The sequence below is a fragment of the Stenotrophomonas sp. STEN083 genome (genome assembly GCF_056759195.1).
The window spans coordinates 14,197-37,580 of record NZ_JBRRCU010000042.1 but is presented as its reverse complement, the minus strand read 5'-3'; the positions used below and the strand labels follow the sequence as shown (position 1 = coordinate 37,580).

At 59.8% G+C, this 23,384-nt stretch carries 17 protein-coding genes; 14 read left to right on the top strand and 3 right to left on the bottom strand.

Features of this window, described 5'->3' with window-relative positions; all coding sequences use genetic code 11:
- Positions 1 to 127: 127 nt before the first annotated feature.
- The gene (locus tag ACVOK8_RS13090) at positions 128 to 1,072 is read left to right on the top strand and encodes a Nudix family hydrolase (RefSeq protein WP_481567198.1); all 945 of its coding nucleotides are present in this window, start codon (positions 128 to 130) and stop codon (positions 1,070 to 1,072) included.
- Between the two features lie 26 nt (positions 1,073 to 1,098).
- Here the strand turns inward: ACVOK8_RS13090 and ACVOK8_RS13085 are convergent, their stop codons facing one another.
- Both ACVOK8_RS13085 and metF read right to left on the bottom strand, forming a co-directional pair.
- On the bottom strand, positions 1,099 to 1,725 hold the full coding sequence (locus tag ACVOK8_RS13085) for a DUF4124 domain-containing protein (RefSeq protein ID WP_481567197.1): 627 nt from the start codon (positions 1,723 to 1,725) through the stop codon (positions 1,099 to 1,101).
- A gap of 46 nt (positions 1,726 to 1,771) precedes the next feature.
- Positions 1,772 to 2,602 (bottom strand): methylenetetrahydrofolate reductase [NAD(P)H], encoded by an 831-nt coding sequence (metF, locus tag ACVOK8_RS13080; protein ID WP_481567196.1) that lies wholly within the window; start codon positions 2,600 to 2,602, stop codon positions 1,772 to 1,774.
- Positions 2,603 to 3,074: 472 nt separating this feature from the next.
- On the opposite strand from metF, the gene ACVOK8_RS13075 reads away from it, so the two are divergent.
- The 4 genes from ACVOK8_RS13075 (at position 3,075) to proP (ending at position 7,601) form a co-directional block, all read left to right on the top strand.
- The gene (locus ACVOK8_RS13075) at positions 3,075 to 4,688 is read left to right on the top strand and encodes an APC family permease (protein WP_481567195.1); all 1,614 of its coding nucleotides are present in this window, start codon (positions 3,075 to 3,077) and stop codon (positions 4,686 to 4,688) included.
- A gap of 102 nt (positions 4,689 to 4,790) precedes the next feature.
- Positions 4,791 to 5,345 carry a DUF3228 family protein gene (locus ACVOK8_RS13070; RefSeq protein ID WP_481567194.1) on the top strand — a complete coding sequence of 185 codons (555 nt, stop codon included), beginning with the start codon at positions 4,791 to 4,793 and terminating at the stop codon, positions 5,343 to 5,345.
- Positions 5,329 to 5,766, top strand: coding sequence for a ribosomal maturation YjgA family protein (locus tag ACVOK8_RS13065; protein ID WP_481567193.1), 438 nt, complete (start codon positions 5,329 to 5,331; stop codon positions 5,764 to 5,766). The genes ACVOK8_RS13070 and ACVOK8_RS13065 overlap by 17 nt, the downstream gene beginning before the upstream one ends.
- A gap of 305 nt (positions 5,767 to 6,071) precedes the next feature.
- Positions 6,072 to 7,601 carry a glycine betaine/L-proline transporter ProP gene (gene proP, locus ACVOK8_RS13060; RefSeq protein ID WP_481534906.1) on the top strand — a complete coding sequence of 510 codons (1,530 nt, stop codon included), beginning with the start codon at positions 6,072 to 6,074 and terminating at the stop codon, positions 7,599 to 7,601.
- 352 nt (positions 7,602 to 7,953) lie between these two features.
- On the opposite strand, the gene ACVOK8_RS13055 is transcribed toward proP, so the two are convergent.
- Entirely contained in the window at positions 7,954 to 8,217 is a 264-nt protein-coding gene (locus ACVOK8_RS13055) for a hypothetical protein (RefSeq protein WP_481567192.1), read from the bottom strand.
- A gap of 450 nt (positions 8,218 to 8,667) precedes the next feature.
- Between ACVOK8_RS13055 and ACVOK8_RS13050 the strand changes: the two genes are divergently transcribed.
- The 9 genes from ACVOK8_RS13050 (at position 8,668) to ACVOK8_RS13010 (ending at position 23,384) form a co-directional block, all read left to right on the top strand.
- Positions 8,668 to 11,445, top strand: coding sequence for a type VI secretion system Vgr family protein (locus tag ACVOK8_RS13050; protein ID WP_481567191.1), 2,778 nt, complete (start codon positions 8,668 to 8,670; stop codon positions 11,443 to 11,445).
- Positions 11,446 to 11,457: 12 nt separating this feature from the next.
- The gene (locus ACVOK8_RS13045) at positions 11,458 to 12,264 is read left to right on the top strand and encodes a DUF4123 domain-containing protein (protein ID WP_481567190.1); all 807 of its coding nucleotides are present in this window, start codon (positions 11,458 to 11,460) and stop codon (positions 12,262 to 12,264) included.
- Positions 12,265 to 12,387: 123 nt separating this feature from the next.
- Entirely contained in the window at positions 12,388 to 12,921 is a 534-nt protein-coding gene (locus tag ACVOK8_RS13040; RefSeq protein ID WP_481567189.1) for a DUF3304 domain-containing protein, read from the top strand.
- A 59-nt stretch (positions 12,922 to 12,980) separates the two neighbouring features.
- On the top strand, positions 12,981 to 15,194 hold the full coding sequence (locus tag ACVOK8_RS13035) for a T6SS phospholipase effector Tle1-like catalytic domain-containing protein (RefSeq protein ID WP_481567188.1): 2,214 nt from the start codon (positions 12,981 to 12,983) through the stop codon (positions 15,192 to 15,194).
- A gap of 186 nt (positions 15,195 to 15,380) precedes the next feature.
- A complete protein-coding gene (locus ACVOK8_RS13030) occupies positions 15,381 to 16,736 on the top strand; it encodes a hypothetical protein (RefSeq protein ID WP_481567187.1) in 1,356 nt (451 codons plus the stop codon).
- A gap of 54 nt (positions 16,737 to 16,790) precedes the next feature.
- Positions 16,791 to 18,290, top strand: a complete 1,500-nt coding sequence (locus ACVOK8_RS13025) for a hypothetical protein (protein ID WP_481567186.1) — start codon at positions 16,791 to 16,793, stop codon at positions 18,288 to 18,290.
- Positions 18,291 to 18,409: 119 nt separating this feature from the next.
- A complete protein-coding gene (locus ACVOK8_RS13020) occupies positions 18,410 to 18,940 on the top strand; it encodes a hypothetical protein (protein ID WP_481567185.1) in 531 nt (176 codons plus the stop codon).
- Between the two features lie 33 nt (positions 18,941 to 18,973).
- Positions 18,974 to 20,125, top strand: a complete 1,152-nt coding sequence (locus tag ACVOK8_RS13015; protein WP_481567184.1) for a T6SS immunity protein Tli4 family protein — start codon at positions 18,974 to 18,976, stop codon at positions 20,123 to 20,125.
- A 361-nt stretch (positions 20,126 to 20,486) separates the two neighbouring features.
- Positions 20,487 to 23,384, top strand: coding sequence for a type VI secretion system Vgr family protein (locus tag ACVOK8_RS13010; RefSeq protein WP_481567183.1), 2,898 nt, complete (start codon positions 20,487 to 20,489; stop codon positions 23,382 to 23,384).

The following is a 23,384-nucleotide window of genomic DNA, read 5'->3' as shown; positions in this document are numbered from 1 at the left end:
TCTCTGCACTCTGATGGTGCATCTGCTTCGCGGCTGACGCCGCTCCTACAAAATGGCGCCGTTCCGGTATGGCTGCAGCGCAGCCGAACGATTGCACCAACAGCCCTGTTTTCGGCATGCTCAGTCCATGACATCTCCTTCACGCTCGATCCACGTTGTGGCCGCCGTCATCACCGACGCGCGTGGCCGCATCCTGCTCAACCGGCGCACCGGCGACAGCGACATGGCCGGCCTCTGGGAATTCCCCGGCGGCAAGCGTGAGCCGGGCGAGACCTCGGAGCAGGCACTGGTTCGCGAACTGCGCGAGGAACTGGGCATCGAGGCCGAGATCGGCGAGTGGGTGATGGACGTGCCGCAAATCTACCCAGACAAGCGCCTGCGCCTGGAAGTGCGCCGCGTGAGCCACTGGAAGGGCACTGCACGCGGCCGCGAAGGTCAGGCCATCACCTGGGTTACCCCGGACAAGCTGTCGCGCTATTCGATGCCGCCGGCCGATCTACCGGTGGTGGCGGCGCTGCGCCAGCCCTGCTACTACCTGGTAACGCCCGAGCCGACCGACGGCGAGGACGCGTGGCTGGCGTCGATCGAGGCCGCCATCGCCGGTGGCATCCGCCGCATCCAGCTGCGCACCCCTTTGGCGGCGAATCGCGAAGCCTTGGCCAGAACCGTGGTCGAGCGCTTCGGCAAGCAGGTTGAAGTGCTGATCAATCGCGATATCGCCTTGGCCAGCGCGCTGGGTGTCGGCGTGCATCTGGGCAGCGAGCAGTTGTTGCAGCTTCAGGCACGGCCTCTGCCCGACTCAATGCTGGTGGCTGCATCCTGCCACGATCTTGCGCAGTTGCAGGTGGCACAGCAGCTGGGCTGCGATTTCGCGGTGCTGGGCCCCGTGCAGGCCACCGCTACCCATCCGGAGGCCGTCAGCCTGGGCTGGGATGCCTTTGTGGAGCTGCGTGAGCGGGTCTCGCTGCCGATCTATGCGATTGGCGGCATGGGTGCTGGTGATGTTGAAACCGCGCGTCGGCATGGCGCCTTGGGTGTCGCCGCGATTCGTGCGTTGTGGCCGCAGGCCTGAGCAGCTGACGGCGTCGAGCTGCGCGCTTACAGGGTGATCCAGAAACAATTGTATTGGCGGCGCAGATGCAGGATGGTCCGCGTCGGCGTGGCGCTGCGTGGCAGGGTCTGCTCCAGACGCAAAGCAATTGGACGTCGTGGGCCGCTACTGGTGTTGCTGATCGCCTGCACATCCGGATAGCCACTGCTGCCGGCCGCCTGGGCAGGATCGACCGGGGTACCGTCGGTATAGGTGAATGGCTCGGGCGGCGCGGGGACATAGGCTGGCTCCTCCGGAAACACCGGCGCGATGTCGATCAGCGGCCGTTGCACGATCTCATCCAGCCTGTCCATGACCCGGGTCGCGGCGGCATTGGAAAGCCCGGTCCACAGATAGATGCCCGACAGACGATTGGGGTCGCGCGCATCAGCAGCCGATTGGATCTGCGCGACCAGTTCACTGAGCCGGCGCGCGCAGCTGTCGCGGTACAAACCACTGCCGCCAACTGCACGCGCGTCGGGTAGCAGGCGTGCGCGGGCACCCATTGCTTCGCAGGGCTTGTCGCCATAGACGGTCTGGCCCTGCGCGTTGGTACAGCGGTTGATCTTCTGCGCATGCGCATTGAATGCCGCCAAGGCGGAGCAGGTGAGCAACAGGAGTAACTGCAGGCGCATCGGCCAAGGGTAGCGGTTGGCCCTGCGCGCAGGAAGTGATGAACGCTCAGCTTTTGCCGATGCGCTCCAGGACAGCATTGGTCGGCTTGGCCAGGTTGAGCGTGTAGAAATGCAGCGACGGCGCGCCGCCAGCGATCAGGCGCTCACACAGCCCGGCAACCACGTCGGCGCCGAAGCTGCGTACCGACTCCGCATCATCGCCATAGGCCTGCATGCGCTTGCTGATCCAGCGCGGAATCTCCGCGCCGCATTGTTCGGAGAAACGGCGCAGCTGGCTGAAGTTTGAGATCGGCATGACGCCGGGAATGATCGGCACGTCCACGCCCAGCTTGCGCGCTGAATCGACAAAGTGGAAATAGGCGTCGGCGTTGTAGAAGTACTGGGTGATGGCGGCATCGGCACCTGCGTCGATCTTGGTCTTGAAATGGCGCAGATCGGTCAATGCATCGCTGGCTTGCGGATGGGTTTCCGGATAGGCGCCGACTTCGATGCGGAAGGCATCGCCGTGCTCGGCACGGATGAAGGCAATCAGCTCGGAGGCGTAGCGCAGGTCACCGGGGAAGCCCATACCCGAGGGCAGGTCACCGCGTAGGGCGACGATGCGTTTCACCCCGATGGCGCGGTAGAGCTTGAGCAGTTCGCGGATTTCCTCGCGGGTGCCGCCGACGCAGGACAGGTGTGGTGCCGCCTGCAGGCCATGATGCTGGTTGAGGTGACGCACGGTCTCGGAGGTATAGCTCAGTGTCGAGCCGCCGGCGCCGAAGGTACACGAGACGTATTCCGGCGCGTGGGTCTTGAGCTTGGCGGCGGTGCGGTCCAGCTGGGCGCGCTGGTCGTCGGTCTTGGGCGGGTAGAACTCGAAGCTGAGCGCGGTCATCGGAAGCGGTCGGGTCTGACGGGATGCGAGCGATTATATCTCTCCATCAAGATGGATGTGCAATTGTTTCAGCCGAGACTTGGGAAAGCGGGCAACTTGTGCTCCCTCCCTTTGCCACAGGCAAGGGGAGGGTAGGGAGGGGTGCTTTTGCTGTTGGCTATTGCCCTTGGCTTTTGACCCACTTCGCTCGAACGCAGAATCAGAAGCAGCAAGCCGGAACTGCTTGAAGGTTGAGCAGGCTGCTTAGAGCATCCCTTCCCAACCCTCCCCCGCGCCTTCGGCGCAAAGGAGGGGGTAGATCGCGGCAGCGGGCTTTGCCGCTTTGGGCATGTCATCGAACTACAGCAATCCGTTGGCTGTGCCAGTTCTGGCAACAACACCTCGGTGCCCCAAACGACGCTCGGCTTAACGTCGGGTTTGCGATGATCGGTCGCCAACGCTGCCCCGGCGCCGCCCCAATTGGAAAGCCACCATGACCGCATCCAGCGCCATCCGCCGCGACGTCGGCCCCATTGCCCTGATGCTCACCGGCCTGGGCTCGATCATCGGCTCAGGCTGGCTGTTCGGAGCCTGGCGGGCCGCTGGTCTGGCTGGGCCCGGCGCGATATGGGCCTGGGTGCTGGGAGCGGCCATCATCCTCACCATCGCCCTTACCTACGCCGAACTCGGTGCGATGTTCCCCGAATCCGGCGGTATGGTGCGCTATAGCCATTATTCGCACGGTTCGCTGGTCGGCTTCATTGCCGCTTGGGCGAACTGGATCGCCATCGTCTCGGTGATCCCGGTCGAGGCGGAAGCGTCTGTGCAGTACATGGCATCGTGGCCATGGCAGTGGGCGCAGGACATGTACGTGCAGCAGCCGGGCGGAATGGGTGAACTCAGTCATGCCGGCCTGCTGATCGCAGCGGTGCTGGTGGTCGTCTACTTCCTGATCAACTTCTGGAGCGTGAAGCTGTTCGCGCACTCCAACAGCGCCATCACCATCTTCAAATTGATCGTACCGACCTTGACGGGCGTTGCCTTGATAGCAAGTGGCTTTCACAGCGAAAACTTCTCAATTGGATTGAAAGGGCCAGGTACGCCGATCCTGGATTTCTCCGCCATCCTCACCGCCATCGCAACTGCCGGCATTGTTTTCAGCTTCAACGGTTTCCAGAGCCCGGTGAATCTGGCCGGTGAAGCGCGCAACCCCGGTCGCAGTATTCCGTTCGCGGTGGTCGGCTCTATCCTGCTGGCAGCAGTGATCTATGTGCTGCTGCAGGTGGCATATATCGGTGCGGTACCGAGCCAAATGCTGGCCGAGCACGGCTGGCATGGCATCGATTTCCGTTCGCCCTTCGCCCAGCTTGCCCTGATCCTCAACCTGCACTGGCTGGCGATGCTGTTGTATGTGGATGCCTTCGTCAGCCCCAGCGGCACCGGCATGACGTATACCGCCACGACTGCGCGCATGATCTACGGCATGCAGCAGAATGGCACCGCGCCCAAGGTGCTGGGCAATATCCACCCGCGCTGGGGCGTGCCCCGCCCGGCGATGTGGTTGAATCTGATGGTGTCGTTCCTGTTCCTGTTCTTCTTCCGCGGCTGGGGCACGCTGGCGGCGGTGATCTCGGTGGCTACCGTCATCTCTTACATGACCGGGCCGATCAGCGTGATGTCACTGCGCCGCACTGCGCCGAACCTGCATCGCCCATTGCGGGTGGTCGCGCTACCGATACTGGCGGGCGTGGCCTTCGTTATGGCCACCGAGCTGCTGTACTGGGCGCGCTGGCCGCTGACCGGCGAAATCATCCTGCTGATGGTTGTGGCCTTGCCGGTATACATCTACTACCAGCGCAAGATTGGTTGGCATGACTTTGCCCGCCAGTTCAAAGGCGCACTGTGGTTGATCTGCTATCTGCCGCTGCTTGCATTGGTGTCATGGGCGGGCAGCACTGCTTTCGGCGGCGCCGGCTACCTGAGTTACGGCTGGGATCTGCTGCTGGTGGCAGCAATAGGCATCGTGTTCTATCTGTGGGGCGTCAACTCCGGCTGGCGTACGCCGTCGATGGATGTGGCCGAGCACGAGGCGCAAGCGCAGGCTTGAGCCGGATCACGAGAGCGCACTGCGAGCAATGGGCGTAGGTGCAGCGGTTCCGGTCTTGGTGCTGATCGTCGACAATGTCGCCATCCTTTGTTGGAAGCGATGATGTCCATCTACTTGACGCCGTTTGCACGTACCCGCCTGTTCCCGCGAACCCCGCGCGCCAATACCATCCAGGACTGCAGCGCCGAGGAATTCGAGCAATACTTGAATGCGCATGGCGCCGACAAGGTGCTCGATGGCTATGCGCCGTTCTGCAAACTGCATGTCTACAAAAACTGGACCAGCACCCGTTGCCTGACCGTGCCGGTCACCGAGCAGAACCGGCATATGCTGCGTTCGGGTTACGAGGCACGCAGCCGCGAGGAGTTGCCGGTGCTGGTGCGCTGGTTCGAAGGCGTTGAGCCGGCGGTGGCCGAGTATCTGGTAGTCATCCTTTACAGCCGCGAACAGCTGGAGAAGGAAGGCTCGCCGATCGAAGCCGACTGGGGCGTGGTCGGTTGTCTGTATACCGCAACGGCTGAAGAGATTCCGATGGCGCCCATCACCATGATGCGCAATGCTTTGGGTGTTGAAGAAGGTGGCTCAGGTGTGCCGATTGACCGTACCGCTTACGCGCGTGCTGTTGAGTTCTGGGGTGCCAATGCAAACTGGCGCTGATTCTCTGCCGCTCACCGCGAAGCAAAACCGCCTGTTCGCAATCAGTGGCTGGCATGTGCTGTTGGCGGTTCTGGTATTCGTTGTCGAAGTGATCATCGCCACACGCCTGCCGCATGTGTCGTGGATACGTGCTTACCTCGGTGATGTACTGGTGGTGATCCTGCTTTACGCACTGATCCGCAGCGTGCTGCGCATCAATGACTATCTGGTTCTGCTGTTTGTGTTCGTGCTCGCTTGCGGCATCGAGTTTGCACAGTATTTCCATGTCGCTGAACGGCTTGGCTACGTGCGTGGTGATGTCATGTACACGGTGATAGGCAATACGTTTTCGTGGGGCGACATCATTTGTTACGCAGTGGGTTGTGCGGCAACAGGGCTTATCGTGCTGCTAACGCGCATGTTCGGCCGTATTCATCGTTGAAGCATGCTGTATTGCGTGTCTGCACGGGAAACGCAGTAGACGCGCCTTTAACAAGCCTTAACAGCTGTTCGCGTAGAATTCGCGGGCTCAGCATCATTCAGCGATTACGCACAGGCACCCTGCCTGTTGATGCTTGGACAGCCGGCACTGCGCCTTTACCGGGATGATCCCGGTTTTTTCTGTCCCCGACCGTTCCCGTGGCCTTGCCGCGGGGCATTCCTTCGTGCGCATTACGGCCTGCGCGAACTCATGCAAGCCAAGGCCAAGCACGCAATCAACTCAGTAACGGGAGGACTGGTCCTGTCATGTCTACAGGTGAATCCACTATCCGCAATGAGCCGCTGCAAATCGAAGACATCACCGTCATCGATAAGGCAAAAGTAAAAAAAGCAGTCACCGCCGCCGCGTTGGGTAACGCGATGGAATGGTTCGACTTTGGTGTGTACGGCTTTGTCGCCTATGCCTTGGGCAAGGTGTTTTTCCCGGAAGCGTCGCCCAGCGTGCAGACCATCGCCGCGCTTGCAACGTTCTCGGTGCCGTTCCTGGTGCGTCCGCTGGGCGGCGTGTTTTTTGGGGTCATGGGGGACAAATTCGGCCGACAGAAAGTGCTGTCGGCAACCATCATCCTGATGGCAGTCAGTACCTTCTGCATCGGTTTGATTCCATCGTATGAAAGCATCGGCATACTCGCGCCGATCCTGTTGCTGCTGTGCAAGTTGGCGCAGGGTTTCTCCGTTGGTGGCGAGTACACCGGTGCTGCGGTGTTCGTTGCCGAGTTCGCACCGGACCGGCGACGTGGCTTCCTCAGCAGCTGGTTGGATTTCGGTTCGATCATTGGTTTTGTCTCCGGTGCCGGCGTGGTGGTATTGCTGAGCAGCATCGTTGGCGAAGCGCAGTTCCTTGAATGGGGCTGGCGTATTCCGTTCTTCCTCGCTGCACCGCTGGGCTTGATTGGCCTGTACCTGCGCCACGCAGCGGAGGAAACGCCGGCTTTCACCGAGCAGCTGGAGCGCATGGAGAAAGAGGATCAGGACGCCGTCGGCAGCGCGCCGCGGATCTCCTTCAAGGAGATCGTGACCAAGTATTGGCGTTCGCTGCTGGTCTGTGTGGGTATCGTGCTGGTCACCAACGTCACCTACTACATGTTGCTGACGTACATGCCAACCTACCTGTCGCATAACCTGCATTACTCGGAAGATCATGGTGTGTTGATCATCATCGTGGTGATGGTGGGCATGCTGTTCGTGCAGCCGTTTGTCGGTATGGCCAGCGACCGCATCGGCCGGCGTCCGTTCATTGCCGCGGGTAGTCTTGGTTTGCTGATTGCTGCGATCCCGGCGTTCCATCTGATCACCAGCGGCAATACCGGTTGGATATTCGTTGGTCTGTTGTTGCTGGCGGTATTGTTGAACTGCCTGATCGGCGTGATGGCTTCAACCTTGCCGGCGATGTTCCCAACACGTGTGCGCTACAGCGCACTGGCCAGTGCGTTCAACATCTCGGTGATCATTGCCGGTGTCACTCCGACGCTTGCCGCGTGGCTGGTGGAAACCACCGGCGACCTGATGATGCCGGCCTACTACCTGATGGTTGTGGCGCTGATTGGTCTGGTAACCGCGTACTTCATGCATGAGACGGCCAACAAGCCGATGCGCGGCGATACGCCGAATGCGGGCAGCCGCCGCGAAGCGCGCGAGCTGCTGCAGGAGCAGTACGACCATATCGAAGCCAGCGTTGATGGCCTGGATGTTGAGATCAACGACATGCAGGACAAGCTCGCCGACCTTGAGCGGCGTAAGCAGGCCTTGATTGATCGTCATCCAGACCTTGTGTGACGAGCTCCCTCCCTTGCACCGAAGGTGCAAGGGAGGGCCGGGGAGGGGGCTGTTAGCAAGAAACTCAACGCTCAAGCCTTTCCTGTTTGCAGGTTCTAACTCCGTTTCTAGCCGAAATGGAGAGAAGCAAACGCCAAGAGCAAAAGCACCCCTCCCCAACCCTCCCCTTCGCTACGCGAAAGGGAGGGGGCTGCACCGCACCCGCCCTTGCACCGAAGGCGTAGGGGAGGGTGCGGGAGGGGCGCTCCTTGAGAAAGACCAAATACCCAAGCATCCCCAGCTAGCAGCCGTAGCCCGGGTAAGCGCAGCGCCTCCGCCGTACTGATCTGCCGTGTCGATGCAAAACTCCGGATCAAACATTGCAACGAAAACGCAGCGCATTGAGCTGCGGGAAGCGCGCGATGATGGTGATGGCGTCCTTCCAGTGCGTTTCAAAGGCCTCGTCCGGAACCGGCAGAAACGCAGGGTCCACGCCGTTGAAGCGGAATTCAATTCCCCGATCAGGCAATAGCTGACGGGTGATCGCAATCGGCGTGCGGCCGTTGCGCAGGTGCCAGACAAGTTCTTCAATCACGGTATTCCAGGCTTCCACTTCAAGATCATCAATCCACTGCATGTGGTGGGTCCTTGGCTCGGTGGTAGTGCAGGGCAACGCGGGTAGGTGAAGTGCTGGGTACTGCTGAATCCGGATACGCGGTGACCGATCATCGCTCAAATGGGCTGGCACTGCGTTACCTGCGCTGTAGCGCTGTCCAAGCTCCCGGCCTACCGGAAAATCCATTGCATGTTCGGACATTCAAGAAGAATCTCAATTATCAATAGCTTCAAGGCCGAACAACGCGGCTGTTGAATCAGCTTTCTGGCAACGCAGCACAAGCAGTAACCGCTGAAACAAGACAGTTTTCGCGTATGCAAGGTGACAGTTGCTGCGCACGGTCTAATGCGCTTTGTTCAAAGCGCAATGCCCGGGTTGTGAAAACCTGTTGCGACGACTTCTGGTAGATTCCGTGAAAGGAATCCGATTGGTGTCTGCAGATTGCAGACGGTCGTCACATCTGGAATAGGCATGGATAAGCTGAATAACCTTCTGGCACAGGTCGCTGTGCTGTGCAATGCGCAGCGTCAGTACCAATTGCAGTGCGCTGAACTTGGCAGCAACGTGGTCGAGCGCTGGTGGGGGCGTGATGCCTTGTCCGCACATGCATCGACCGAAGTGGACGTACTTTCCACCGATCAACACATCGACCTGGATGCATTGCTCGCCAAGCAGGCAGCGTTGCTTATCCGCACCGCGGATGGTGGCGAACTGCGGCGCAGCGGTTTGATTGCCTCGGCGCAGCGCATGGGCAGTGATGGCGGATTGGTGCGCTACCGCCTGTCACTCCGTTCCTGGACCTGGTGGTTGCAGCACGCGCGCCATAGCCGGGTTTTCCAGGACAGCAATGTGCGGCAGATTGTGGACGCCGTGCTGCAGGACTATCCGGATCTTGCCAACTGGTGCTGGGCCGAAGGCTGCGATGAGTTCATTGGTGCGCGCGTGCGCAGCTATTGCGTGCAGTACCGTGAAAGTGACCTCGACTTCCTGCAACGGCTGCTGGCCGAAGAAGGCCTGGGCTGGCGGCTGTACCAGGACGAGCAAGCACCGTGCGGCAACTGCATGGAGATCTTCGCCGACAGCCAGGCATTACCCGAGGATGCAGCCAGTGCCAAGATCGGCGTGCGCTTCCATCGCAGTGATGCCACCGAATCCAGCGACAGCATCCAGGCACTGGGCAGAAGCCGTGCCTTGGGCAGTACCCGCATCAGCCTGCTCAGCGACGATTACCGCTCCGTGCGTGGCATCACCGCGCAATTGCCGATGGATGGCGGCGGTGAGCAATCGCAGCGCGAGAGCTACGACCCGGTCGGCGCCTACGCTTTCAGCAACGCCGCCGCGGCAGCGTGGTACGCCAGGCTGCAAGCACAGTCGCATGAAGTGCACGGCCGCACCTGGCTTGGCCAGGGCACTGTGCGTGGTTTCCAATCCGGTACCTGGTTGCAGGTACTGCAGGCCCCGTTCTCCGCAGCACCAGAGTTGTTGCTGACCGAAGTGGAACACGCCGGCATCAACAACCTGCCCACCGATGTTCGCCACGCAATGAACGACGCGCTGGGCAAAGCGCCCATCGGCACAGCGGACGCAGCGCTATGGCAACAGGCCGAGAAAGTGGGCTATGCCAACCGCTTCAAGGCTACCGAGCATGCAATGCCATGGCGGCCTGCATTGGTGGATGGCACCGGGCAGCGGCTCAACCCGCGCCCGACCGCCCCGGGCTACCAGACCGCACGCGTGGTCGCCTCGCACGGCGGCAAGGGCCAGGACGTCCACGCCGACAGCATGGGGCGCATCCGCGTCTGCTTCCATTTCCAGAATGGCGAAGCCGACACCACTTGGCTGCGCGTCGCACAGCGTTACGCCGGCCCCGGCGTTGGCGCACAGTTCCTGCCGCGCATAGGCCAGGAAGTGCTGGTGGGCTTTTTGGATGGCGATATCGATCGGCCCATCGTCCTGGGCGCGCTCTACAACGGCCGCGGCGAAGCCGGCATTGCACCCACACCAGCCGGCGCCAGCGCCAGTGACGACCGCAGCGCCTACGCTCAGGCCCGCGACGGCGCGATCAGCGCACAAGGCAACCTGAGTGGCGGCCACGCCCCAGCGTGGCATGCAGCGGGCGCAGGAGACGAAGCACATCGCAATCCCGGCGCAGTCTGGGGCATCCGCTCACGCGAATGGGAAGGTGGCGAAGGCAGTAATCACCTGCTGTTCGACGACAGCGACCAACAACTACGCGCACAGCTGGCCAGCAGTCAACAGACCTCGCAGCTGAGCCTCGGTCATCTGCGCCACCAAGCCGACAACTTCCTTGGCAGCCTGCGCGGCACCGGCTTTGAACTGCGCAGCGACGCGTGGGGCGCAGTACGGGCATGCTCCGGTGCCTGGTTCAGCGCCTATGCGCATCGCATCAGCAGCCCCGCCGGCGAAGCGGTGCAACCAGCGGCCTTGCTCAATCAGCTGCAAAGCCTGAGCACCCGCTTCAGCCAAGCCGCACGCACCCACCTGACCAGCACGTTGGTAATGAAGGAAGGCGTACGCAGCAAGGACAGCTCCAGCATCGTGCCGGATCAGGCACCGCTGGCTGCAATGCTGGCCAGCGCCCAGACCACGGTCGCAGGCGCTGATTTCGATGCTGCAAGCGGCGAAGCTGGGCAGCGCAAGGCAACAGCGGGGAATGACCGCGTCCCCCACAGCGGCGACCCGCTGCTGGGCTTTGCCGCGCCAGCAGGCATCGTGCACGTCGCAGGGCAGGCATTGCACTGGTCGGTAGGCGAAGGCCTGCTGCTGGCCAGTGGCGGAGATAGCGATACCGCGGTGATGGGCAATGCGCGTCTGCATGCTGGGCAAGCCATCGGCATGTTGGCGTGTGCGGTTGAGGGCGACGCGGGCGACGGCAACGCATTGAGCGTGGTTGCCGGTACCGGTGAGTTGAATGTGCAGGCCCAGAACGACGAAGTGCGACTGCAGTCAAAGCAGGCACTAGGCGTTGCGAGCGCGCAGGGCGTGGTGGAGCTTGCCGCGGGTAAGACGATTCACATCGCTACGACCGGTGGCGCCAGCGTGACCATCGAGGGCGGGAACATCACGTTCAATTGTCCGGGCACGATTACTGTGCATGCGAGCAAGAAGTCATTTGTGGGGCCTGCCCAGAAGGCCTATCCATTGCCTGCGTTCCCCGAGTCGATTTGTTGGGAGTGCTTGCTGCAGGCAATGAAGAAGGGGCAGGTTTTGGCGGCCAAGAATGGCTGATGGAGCATCGGAATGAATCGTCACTACATCGATCTGTTCTTGCCGTCTGTTGTGGACGACGCACTGGCGTTCCTTCCGCCGGATCGGGCGGTATTCGCATTGCTCGATCTGGCGTTCTGTGGAGCTCGTGAACGGGAACGGTTGGAGGGAAGCTTCCTGACACGTCGCTTGTACGAGCGCTTTGGCAGTGAAGGTCCTGCAGCGGAGCTATCTCCTTCATTGTTGGAGTTGCCGCTGGATCTCGAACGGCGCCGGAAAGCGCTGGTAGAACTGTGTGCGTTATCGAGTGGCCGTCCGATGCTCTCGTTGCTGGTATTCAACGGAGGATTGGATGCGGCCTATGCGCATCTGCAAGCACAAATGGAGGCGCGCGCGAAAGAGGGCGGCTTTCTTGTGAGGTTGGCGGACACGAGGTGCTTGCCGACTTGGCTCTCTGCGCTTTCAAAAGAGCAGAGAGAGCGGTTTCTCGCAGGGGTTGAGAGCTGGTGGTACGTGAGCCGGGAGGGGGAATTTGAGCGAATTGGCGGGCAGGGGCATATCCCATCTTCGACAAGCACGCGGCCTTACGATCTGACAGCGGAGCAATGTCGCCGGCTTCAGGTAGCAGCTGTGCCAGACATGATCATCAACTATTTACATTCGCGTGCAGACGTATTTGGTGTGTTGGCACCGGTCCCATCTCAGATCCATGCCAGTGTCCAACTAGTGGTCGATAAGCTAGATGACAATTCGTTGATTTTGTCTGCGGCAGTTTATCGATCGATTTTGGGGGCGCTACATTCGAAATCGCTGCTGGTACCGCGGGTAACGGCTGTTTGAATGTGGGGTTTGGAGGGGCGGTTTGGGAATATTTTGGGTTCTGACGTCGCTCTTCGTTTAACTGGAGGTTCTATGTGGGATTGTGGATCTGGGTCGCTCTTTGGATTCTTACTCGGAAAGAAAATGGTGGGAAAACTCGCTGTTCTCTTTATCTGTCTTTTCGGTTCACTTGCGGCGTGCCAATCGCGCGAAACTGACGTGGCGCAGACCGTACCCGAAGAGCTTGGGCTCAGCCTGTCGGGTTTGAACTATACGGACATGCCCATCGGATCGATCTATGTGAATGGGTCTTGGGGTGGAGGAGTCCAGTCATACAATAATGGCAACGGTTCTGCAGGAAGTGTTGCCCTGCCTTATCCATGGAGACCTGGGACGAAGGTGACGGTAAAGTGGAGCGACGATTTACTGTATGGTCGGGACAAGGATGCTCTCTATGCAGTGGATGTCGAAGTTCCTCCGTATCCGATGATCCATTCCGGCTATTTGTGGGTAGCATTCTTTCCCGGCCGAAAGGTGAAGGTCTATGCATCCGGCTACTATCCTGGGCATATTAATTTCCCAGATGGGTTGTTGACGCCAGCCGAAACTTGTAAGCGTGATCCAGAGTGCATTGATTGGTATCGAAGCAAGAAGCCGCCTAGAGAGGGTCACTACTAATGAGGAGTCAAACGGTAGGGCCTCCAGGCCTTCGGCTAAATGCTGATCAGCAGGCCGAGTTGCTGGCCTGTGATGTCGGTGGTCACGACACAGGGTGTTCTGTTGATCTGAAGTGGGGATTTTTCTTCGATGGAACAAACAATAACTTGGAGCGGGATAGGCCTGGCTTGTCGCAGAGCAATATCGCGCGGCTTCATGATATTTTTGTGGAAGACTTGGATCACCCGGAAAATAGAAAGCGTTACATTGCTGGAGTGGGAACTCCTTTTGAGAGGGAAGTAGGGGACCAAGGCAAGAGCGTCCACCAGGCTGCAGGTCTCTCTGCAGGCTGGGGCGGGGAAGCACGTATAAACTGGGCGCTTTTGAAGGTACTAGATAACTTGCACGCCTACTATGAGCGGAGTGATCTCGGTGAAGCGCTTGGAATGTCGGATCCACAGACTGTCAAGAGGATGTCAACGGATCTCAATATTCCCGTTCATCAGCTAAGAAAACAGACTGGTGATGAGATCGAATTGCTTCGTGAAATTAATATGCTGGAATCTGTTCAGCTACTTACTACTACCGCTGCGAACCCGCCCAATGATCTAGGGCGTCGCTCTATTTTGAAGGGGCGGCGGGAGGCTCTGGCTCCAAAGATTGCAGGATGGCGCAAGGCATCCAAACCTAGAGTGCGGACTATTCGAATTTCCGTATTCGGCTTCTCACGAGGAGCGGCGGAGGCGCGTGTGTTCTGTAGCTGGCTTAAGGATGCACTTGATCCTGACTTTACTTTGTGTGGAATTCCCGTTGAAGTTGATTTTCTAGGAATCTTTGACACAGTTGCTTCTGTGGGAATGGCAAATAGCAGCATAGCCTTTGACGGGCACGGAGGATGGGGGCGTGCGGCGGATTTAGCAGTGCCGGCATATGTTCGGGAATGCGTGCATATGGTTGCTGCGCTGGAGGTGCGGGCATCTTTCCCTCTCGATGCCTATCGGGGTAATGCACGCAAGGCTGTGCAGTTGGTTTATCCGGGAGTGCATTCTGACCTTGGTGGGGGCTACATCCCGTCAGAGCAGGGCAAGGGCTATGTCGGTACCGAGGGTCGAGATGCGGCCAAGTTTTCGCAGATCCCATTGCAGGAGATGTATCAGCGCGCTCGGGCTGCTGGGGTTCCACTAGATGCAGCTTCGCCTGGGCTATCAAGAAGCGCTCGTGAATCTATGGAAGTTGATGGCGAATTGATCAGGGCTTATTCGAACTATTTCGATGCCGTTGGCGGCACTTCATATGGCTCGCTGCAGCAAATAATGCATGAACACTATGGAAGGTACCTGCAATGGCGGAGGCTACGGCTAGGTGACGCTGTTCCGGCAGGTTTACGGCATCAGCCATTCGTTAGTCGCGCAGGCAAGAAGAACGGTCAAGATGTTGTTGATCTTGTGATGGCCAACCATGAACTCAGGTTGGAGTACGAGGCGCTGCTGAAGGATGAAAGGAGTGATCCTGCACTACGAGTTCCCAATGGCTTGTCGGACAACATAAGTAAGTTCATTGAGTTACGTGGTCGCAGCATTTTGCCGATCTCTGGTCTGCGTGATGCGGCAGTCGGCTATGTCTGGGGCTACAAGATGAAGTGCTGGCAAGAGATCAAGCCGATCTGGGAGGCTGCGGGTGATGTCGATCCTCGAATTTCTCGTTTGATGGATGACTACATCCATGACTCCAGAGCGTGGTTCAAGCCATTCGGAGCGCCGAATGAAGCAGCTTGGAAGCGGCAGCAGGAAGAGAGGATGAAGCTCTTGGAAGCGCAAGATGCGCGATACAAGGAATGGGAAAGAATCAAGCAAGAAGACGAGAGAATCATGCGCGAGGGTGGTGCATTTGATCGCATGGCAGCAGCCCAAAGGCGATCTGCGATGAACTCAACTCCACAAGCGTGGCCGAAGCGTTTGGAGGGCGCTGATCGCAAGGATCTCGATGCTTGGAGAGATGGCGGGAAGTTGCCGTATGAAATGGAAGGCCGCGAGAGCTGGTCAATATTTGGTTATTTGCGGTGGCGGATGGTCTATGAGGATGAAGCAAGTTGGCTTCAGCAAATCGGCGAATTCGCAGGTGCGCAAACAAGAGCTATCAAAAGGGGGGTCAAGGACAAGGTGGACGATGCGGTCGACCGTGCTGCAGAGGCCGCTGGGCGTGCTATCGGTGATGGTGTGAAAAAGGGAGCAGACTATTTATTGGATAAGGCGAAGGATGCGCTATCCAACGGGATTCCACGACCTCGTCTATAACAGGCGAGGTTAGATCGAGAACATCGATAAGAAGCGTTCGACCTGTTAGCGCGATGTGATCGCAGACAGTGCACGCCGTTAACCCCGCTAGCCCCTAGTTAACAAGGGCATGGGCCGAAGCTGGGCGAGGCGTCGCTCAGGCGTAACAAGGAAGTAGCTGGAAGATAGTGCTAACCAATAGAAATCATGAAGAGCGCTAGACCACTGTTGACGATCTGCGTGCTGCTGTTCGGCGCGGTTGCGTGCGACGTACAGACGCCGCCATCGGCGCCTCACTCCGGCCCTGTGGTTGAAGAGCGCCTGCAGCCGCATATGCCACGTTTGCAGACAACGCGTGACTTCAGGCCGACCTGGACGTCGGGTTCTATCCGCGAGTGTCTGGGACGACTGGTATTCGAGGTAGATGGTCCGATCGAATGGGCGCTGGATCCACTGCGCAAGGTGGAGGACAACGAACCACCGCTGTTCCCGGATGACGTACCTGGCGATCGTCGTGAACGTATGGGCTACGGCGTAATGCGAGTGATGGTGTCGCGGCCTGCTACCGAAGAGGTGATGGAGATGCATCGCGACCGTTATCAGACTGCGGATCGCGGCGCCAGCGTTGTCGCGTGGACCAGCGCGGTGCGGAGAGATGAGGCTGAGGTAGTAGCAGCTCGCGCTCGAGGTGATAGTCAGTTGGTCGTGGATGCATACGAACGAGTCGTTTTGAAATCCAAAGAAGAGCTGAAGATCGCCCGAAACAGGCGCATCCACAACTTCGGCTTTTCCGGCGAGCTTGCAACAGAGAGCGGCACCGGCCGATTGGCCGTACGCGCCCTATTAGGTGGCAATGTCATTTCGCTGGTGTCTTATGTGAACTCGGAGGAGGGCAATCCACTCCGAGACGAAGCCATGGCCAAGATCCGTCGCGACATCAAGCGCATGCGGCTGCGCGCACCCGGCGAAGTGCCGGACGAACCCGGTGTCTGTTTCCCGGGCCTGTTCTTCGCCGACGATGGCACCACCGATTACCACGCGCATGCCTCGTTCCGTTACGTGGACCGCCCCAATGTCGCCTACAGCATCGACACTGGCTATCGACCGGCACCAGAGCAAGGCGAAGGCATCGCCAAGCAACCCATCTCCAACTGGAGGCAGGTCCTGGCCTATCCCGGTGTGTTGCTGACAATGCCGGCCGATGACGTGCAGCGGCGCGATGTTGTCAAACCGGGCGGAATTCTGGCCGGCGGGTTGAGCTTCGATAAAACCGGTATCGCGATCACCCGCGAGGGCGAGACCAAGCGCGATCCCAGTGTGCGCACCTATCAGCTTTATGCGGGTATGCCGGGAATCGAGGGAGTGCAGGCAATGCCTTTCGTTTCGATGACGATGCAAGCTTGGCCACAACAAACCTATCCGCAGCTCAAGCAGCAACCGCCGCCGCTTGAGGAAAGCGAGAAGCGCTTCGACGCCATCCTGCACAACCTCCACTTGCGGCACACCACGCCGGAGATGCCGGACTACGAGCGCCTGTTGGGCAAGCCGACGCCGCCAAAGTAAGCGCTACGACAGCTGTGCTCCCTCCCTTTCGCGTAGCGAAGGGGAGGGCTGGGCATGGGTGCTTTTGAGGCTGTGCACGCCTGCAGCAACCCCCTCCCAACCTTCCCCTGCTTTGCAAGGGGAGGGGCCGAAGCGCGGTGTTGCGCAGGCGATAACAAGGACGTCACTGGAACATCGTTCCAACCAAGAGAGATCATGAAGATCTGCAAAGCAATATTGATCACCTCCGCTACGCTGCTCGGGCCAGTCGCCTGCGATGGGTCAACGCCGCCGTCGGCGCCGCTCCCCGGGCCTGTGATTGAAGAGCGTCTGCAACAGCATATGTCGCGTCTGCAGACAACGCGCGATTTCAGGCCGACCTGGACGCCAGGTTCCACCCGCGAGTGTCTGGGACGTCTGGTGTTCGAGGTGGATGGCCCGATCGAATGGGCGCTGGATCCGCTGCGCAAGGTGGAGGACAACGAACCAGCCTTGTTCCCGGATGGTGTAGATGGTGATCGTCGCGAGCGTATGAGTTACGGAGTAATGCGAGTGATGGTGTCGCAGCCAGCTACAGAAGAAGTGATGGCGATGCATCGTGATCGTTATCAGACTGCAGATCGCGGTACCAGTGTCGCGGCGTGGACAAGAGGCGTGCAGAGGCGCGAGGCTGCAGTTGAGGAGGCTCGAGCAAGGGGTGCGGATGAGGCAATAATCAGGGGACGAGAAGCAACAGTTGAGGCGGCCAAGGAAAAGCTGAAGATCGCCTACAACCGACGCATCCACAGCTTCGGCCTTCCCGGTGAGCTTGCAACAGAAAGCGGCACCGGCCGATTGGCGGTACGCGCTTTGTTGGATGGTCATGTCATTTCGTTAGTGGCCTATGTGAACTCGGAGGAGGGCAATCCGCGTCGAGAGGAAGCCATGGCCAAGATCCGCCGCGACATCAAGCGCATGCGGCTGCGCGCGCCTGGCGAAGTACCGGACGAACCCGGTGTCTGTTTCCCGGGCCTGTTCTTCGCCGACGATGGGACCACCGATTACCACGCGCACGCCTCGTTCCGTTACGTGGACCGCCCCAATGTCGCCTACAGCATCGACACTGGTTACCGGCCGGCACCAGATGAAGGCGAAGGCATCGCCAAGCAACCCATCTCCAACTGGAGGCAGGTCCTGGCCTATCCCGGTGTGTTGCTGACAATGCCGGCAGATGACGTGCAGCGACGCGATGTTGTCAAACCGGGCGGAATTCTGGCCGGAGGGCTGAGCTTCGATAAAACCGGTATTGCCATCACCCGCGAGGGCGATACCAAGCGCGATCCCGGTGTGCGTACTTACCAGCTGTATGCAGGCATGCCAGGGATTGAAGGCGTTCAAGCGATGCCGTTCGTTTCGATGACGATGCAGGGTTGGTCGCAACAAACCTACCCGCAGCTGAAGCAGCAACCACCGCCGCTGGAGGAAAGTGAAAAGCGTTTCGACGCCATCCTGCACAACCTGCACCTGCGGCATACCACGCCGGAAATGCCAGATTACGAGCGTTTGCTAGGCAGGCTTGCTTCGTGGCCCGAGTAAGGGGGCGCTTGCCGGCGGCAAGATTGCGGCCATGTAACGTGCGAGTCCGTAGGACGGCCATGAGGGCAATCATGCCGTCGGTCTTGAAGACGAGATAGAGAGCTAAGGAGATGGCAGTCGTGACGTTGCGCAAGACAGTTGTTCTTTCTCTGATGCTATGCGCGATAGGGGGCATCGCAGCAGCACATGAAGGCTGTGAAGCGAGCCGCCTGCAATTTACGAGCTTTCCAGTTTCCTTCATCGATACGGCGAGGGTTCCCGAAGGTTATGGATTGGACCATGGCGGTACCTGGCGGGACCGCATGGGTAAGCATGTGCGCGATCCCGTTGTGAACTTTGCTGGCCGATACCATCTCGGGCTTCATAGCTGCGGTGCGGGATGCCGTTACTACACGCTCATTGATTTGACGTCGGGTGCTGACCTGAGCTCAGTTGTCGAGATGTTTGGTTCGATGGATCCGCCCAGTAGAACAAGTGATGGCTTTATCTACGTTACGGACCTTTTGAGCAGGCCCGATAGCCGTCTGTTGGTTGCTCAGTACATTCTGGATGTGCCCTCAGGCGAGGGGTGCCGCGAGCGCCTGTATGTGCTTGATGGAGGGATGCTCCGTGCTATCAGCACAACACGTCTCTTCTGCGAAAGTTGGTAGCTTCCGAGGGGCAGAGATTTTCTGAGAGCGATTATGGTTGATCTGAAAAGGACGTTGATAGATATGCAATTGTATGGAACGGGCGATCAGATGATGTCTAAGTTTGCTGCCGTTACGTCTCTTGCGGCGTGCTTGTTGGTGCTCGGCTGTGGCGGGCCTACCGAAAAAGAGCGGAAAGTTATCAGTGAGTTGACACGGGAGATGAAGGAGGAGTGCCTTGGGCGAATGTTTGTCAGCCTTCCGAAGGACCTCAAGTGGTCACCCTATGCGAGGGTTACGCTGTATTACGGCAGAGATGCTGATTTCAAGACCATGGATGTCTCTATTGCTGACACTGGTGTTGATCAGGAGTTGTTTGATCGTCGAGTGAGTGAGCGGGTTGCGGAGATCGCGTCCGAAACCAATATCGGTTCGGGTGAGTCTGTTTTGAAGAGCCACGCAAGAGAAGCTAGCGGCGTGCATTTCATTGAGCGTTATCAAAGCTTCGAGACTGATCGTGCTGTCACCTATGAGGCGCATCTTTTGATCGAAGGTGTGCAGGTGTTCGTAGAAGGTGACGCGTATTCACGCGGCCGTGATGCGGCCGCTAACAATGTACGAAAGTTGGCCGGTGAGATTTCAGTAGCTAGTGGCGCTGACGGCGAAAGGGGCGATCGATTCTGTCTCGGGCCGCTGTTGATAAAATCGAATCAAGATTACGAAGTTGTCATATTTCATGCTGCCGGTGGGCGTAGCCAGGATGGCGTGCTGTTCGAATTCTATACAAGCAGCATGGAGCGCTCGGGTTCAGGTGAGACGTTGGGGGCGCGCGTCGACGAAGCATCCGACTACCTTGGTAGTAGGATGAAAGTGCTTCGGAGGGCGAGTGTTTCCGTAGACGGCGAAGAGGCGGAGCAGGCGCTTGTTAGGTTCAAACAGCTGGAGGATCGACACTCCCTATCGTTCGGACTCTGGTCGATGCGTGCTGCACCGGGGCTGTCCAGGCCGTCGTTCACGCTCTCAATGAGTACGCAAACTGAAGTTGGAGGTGAGTCTGCATCTGCGGCGGCGCGCAACCCTATCGCCTTCAGAGAATCGCGTGACCTGCCATCAGGTCCAGTTCCGATCAAGTTCGATTCGGCGTTAACAGACGAGGAGGCTATGGGCTTGTGGGATGCCGTTGTGAAATCGATTCGAAGTCGTTGAAGCGGCTATTTGGATAACAAGTCCAATTTTGGGTGACGGATTCTTAATTTCGCCAGTGTGAAGTCGCGGGCAAGATGTGGGGGCGGAACGGGCTGAATGCCCATTCATTCTTGGTGTCAGTACAGCTTTAGTGATGAATGGCTCAATTCGTCGTGCGCTTTGTGATCTTCCGCACAGTCGCGATACGTGATGCAGTGTGGATGGTCACAGCGGTTCAAGTTATCTGAGATAGCAATCGGCTGTTCCCACCAATCCGACCCCTCCAACCCGTAACGCGGGCTATAGGAAAGTTCTGATAGATTCGACTTGGGGGATCCTACCGCGTCTGCTGAATGGCAGACGGGAAACGCATTGGGTTGGCATGGATAAGCTGAATAGCCTGATGGCGCAGGTGGCTGCGCCGAGTGATGCACAGCGTCAGTATCAATGGCGATGCTCGGGATTTGGCGGGGGCATGGTCGAACGCTGGTGGGGCCGCGATGGCCTGTCTGCGCACGCGCAGACGGATGTGGATGTGCTGTCCACCGATCAAGGCGTTGCGCTGGATGCGCTGCTTGGCACCCAGGCGGTGCTGGTGATGCGCATGGCCGATGGTGGCGAGCAGCAACGCAGTGGTCTGGTTGCGCACGCACAGCGCATGGGCAGTGATGGCGGACTGGTGCGCTACCGCGTGTCGCTGCGGTCGTGGACCTGGTGGCTGCAGCATGCACGGCACAGCCGTGTGTTCCAGGACAAGAGCGTGCGCGAGATAGTCGACGCCGTGCTTGCCGACTATCCGGACCTGGCCAATTGGCGCTGGGCCGAAGGCTGCGATGAATTCATTGGTACGCGCGTACGCAGCTATTGCGTGCAGTACCGCGAGAGCGATCTGGATTTCCTGCAGCGGCTGTTGGCCGAGGAAGGGCTGGGTTGGCGTCTCTACGCCGAGGAACAATCCTCTTGCGGCAACGGCATGGAGATCTTCGCCGATAGCCTGGGCCTCCCGCAGGATGCCCGCAGCGCCGCAGGCGGCGTGCGCTTCCACCGCAGTGATGCAACCGAATCCACGGACAGCATCCAGACGCTGGGCCGACGCCGCGTCCTGGGCAGCACCAGCCTGAGCCTGCTCAGCGATGATTACCGTCAGGTGCGCAGCATCAGCACGCAGCTGCCCTTGGACGGCGGCGGTGAGGCCTCCAAGCGCGAAAGCTATGACGCCGTTGGCGCATATGCTTTCAACAATGCCGGTGCGGCCGATTGGTATGCGCGCTTGCAGGCGCAGGCACATGAAGTTCACGGACGCAGCTGGCAGGGCCAGGGCACGGTGCGCGGTTTCCAGTCCGGCACCTGGCTTGAGGTGCAACAGGCGCCGTTTGCGACCGCGCCAGAGTTGTTGCTGGTGGAGGTGGAGCACGCGGGTATCAACAACCTGCCGACTGATGTACGCAAGGCGATGGACGATGCCTTGGGTAGCACGCCGATGGCAGGGACCGATGCCGGGCTGTGGCAGCAGGCTGAGAAAGTGGGCTATGCCAATCGCTTCAAGGCGACCGAGCGGAACTTGCCATGGCGGCCGGCGCTGGAAGATGGCAACGGTCATCGCCTGAATCCACGGCCGACCGTGCCGGGCTATCAGACCGCGGTGGTCGTCGCGGGGCAGGGCGGCAAAAGCAAGGACGTGCATGCCGACAGCCTTGGCCGGATTCGGTTGCGTTTCCACTTCCAGGATGAGCAGGGCGACACCACCTGGCTGCGGGTAGCCCAGCGCTATGCGGGCCCCGGTGTTGGTGCGCAGTTCCTGCCGCGTATCGGCCAGGAAGTGCTGGTCGGTTTCCTTGAGGGTGATATCGATCGTCCCATCGTGTTGGGCTCGCTGTACAACGGCCGTGGCGAAGCGGGTGTTGCGCCCACCCCCGCTGGTGCCAGTGCCGACGCCGATCACAGTGCCTATGCACAGGCGCGCGATGGCGCCGCCAGTGCGCAGGGCAATCTCAGTGGCGGCCATGCGCCGGCTTGGCACGCGGCCGGCGCCGGCGACGATGCGCACCGCAATGCGGGCGCGGTATGGGGCATACGTTCCCGGGAGTGGGACGGCGGCGAAGGCAGCAATCACCTGCTGTTTGACGACACCGACCAGCAACTGCGCGTGCAGCTGGCCAGCAGTCAGCAGACCTCGCAATTGAGTCTTGGCCATCTGCGCCATCAGGCCGACAACTTCCTTGGCAGCCTGCGCGGCACCGGCTTCGAGCTGCGCAGTGATGCCTGGGGCGCGGTGCGTACAACGTCGGGCGGCTGGTTCAGTGCTTACGCGCACCGCAGCAACAGTCCGGCGGGCGAAGCCGTGCAACCTGCGGCCCTGCTCAATCAGTTGCAGGCCTTGAGTACACGCTTCAATCAATCGGCGCGCACGCATCTGACCACTGCGTTGGCGATGAAGGAAGGCGCGCGCGGCAAGGACCGCTCCAGCATCGTGCCAGACAAGGCGCCGCTGGCAGCGATGTTGGCCAGCGCCAAGACCACGGTTGCCGGTACGGAGTACCAAGCTGCCAGCAGCGAAGCAGAGCAGCGGCAGGCAAGCGCCGGTGAGGGCCGGGTACCGCATAGCGGCGATCCGCTGCTGGGATTCGCGGCGCCGGCTGGCATTGTCCATGTCGCTGGGCAGGCACTGCACTGGTCGGTCGGCGAAGGCCTGCTATTGGCCAGCGGCGGCGACAGCGATACCGCGGTGATGGGCGACGCGCGTCTGCACGCAGGCCAGGCCATCGGCATGTTGGCCACTGCCGTGGAAGGCGGTGGCGACGGCGGCAATGCATTGAGCGTGGTAGCCGGCACCGATGAACTGAACGTGCAGGCGCAACACGACGAAGTGCGCATGCAATCAAAGCAGGCCCTGCGCGCAGCCAGCGCCCAGGGCGTGGTGGAACTGACTGCCGGCAAGACCTTGCACATCGCCACCACCGGTGGCGCCAGCGTCACCATCGAAGGCGGCAACATCAGCTTCAACTGCCCGGGCAAGATCACCGTGCATGCGAGCAAGAAGAGCTTCCTTGGCGGCACCCATCTGTCCACCGAAATGAACAGCTGGCCAGACCCGCAGTTCGATGATGTCTACGTGGTGCGGCACCGGGCCACGGGCGAGCCCATGCCCAATACTCGGGTGCAGCTCACCCGCGGTGATGGTGGCCGCAGCGAGGTGGTCACCGATGCACAGGGGCGCCTGCCGCGGCAGAGCGGGCAGGGTATCGATGAGGTGCTCATCAAGATTCTTGGGAAGGTCTAG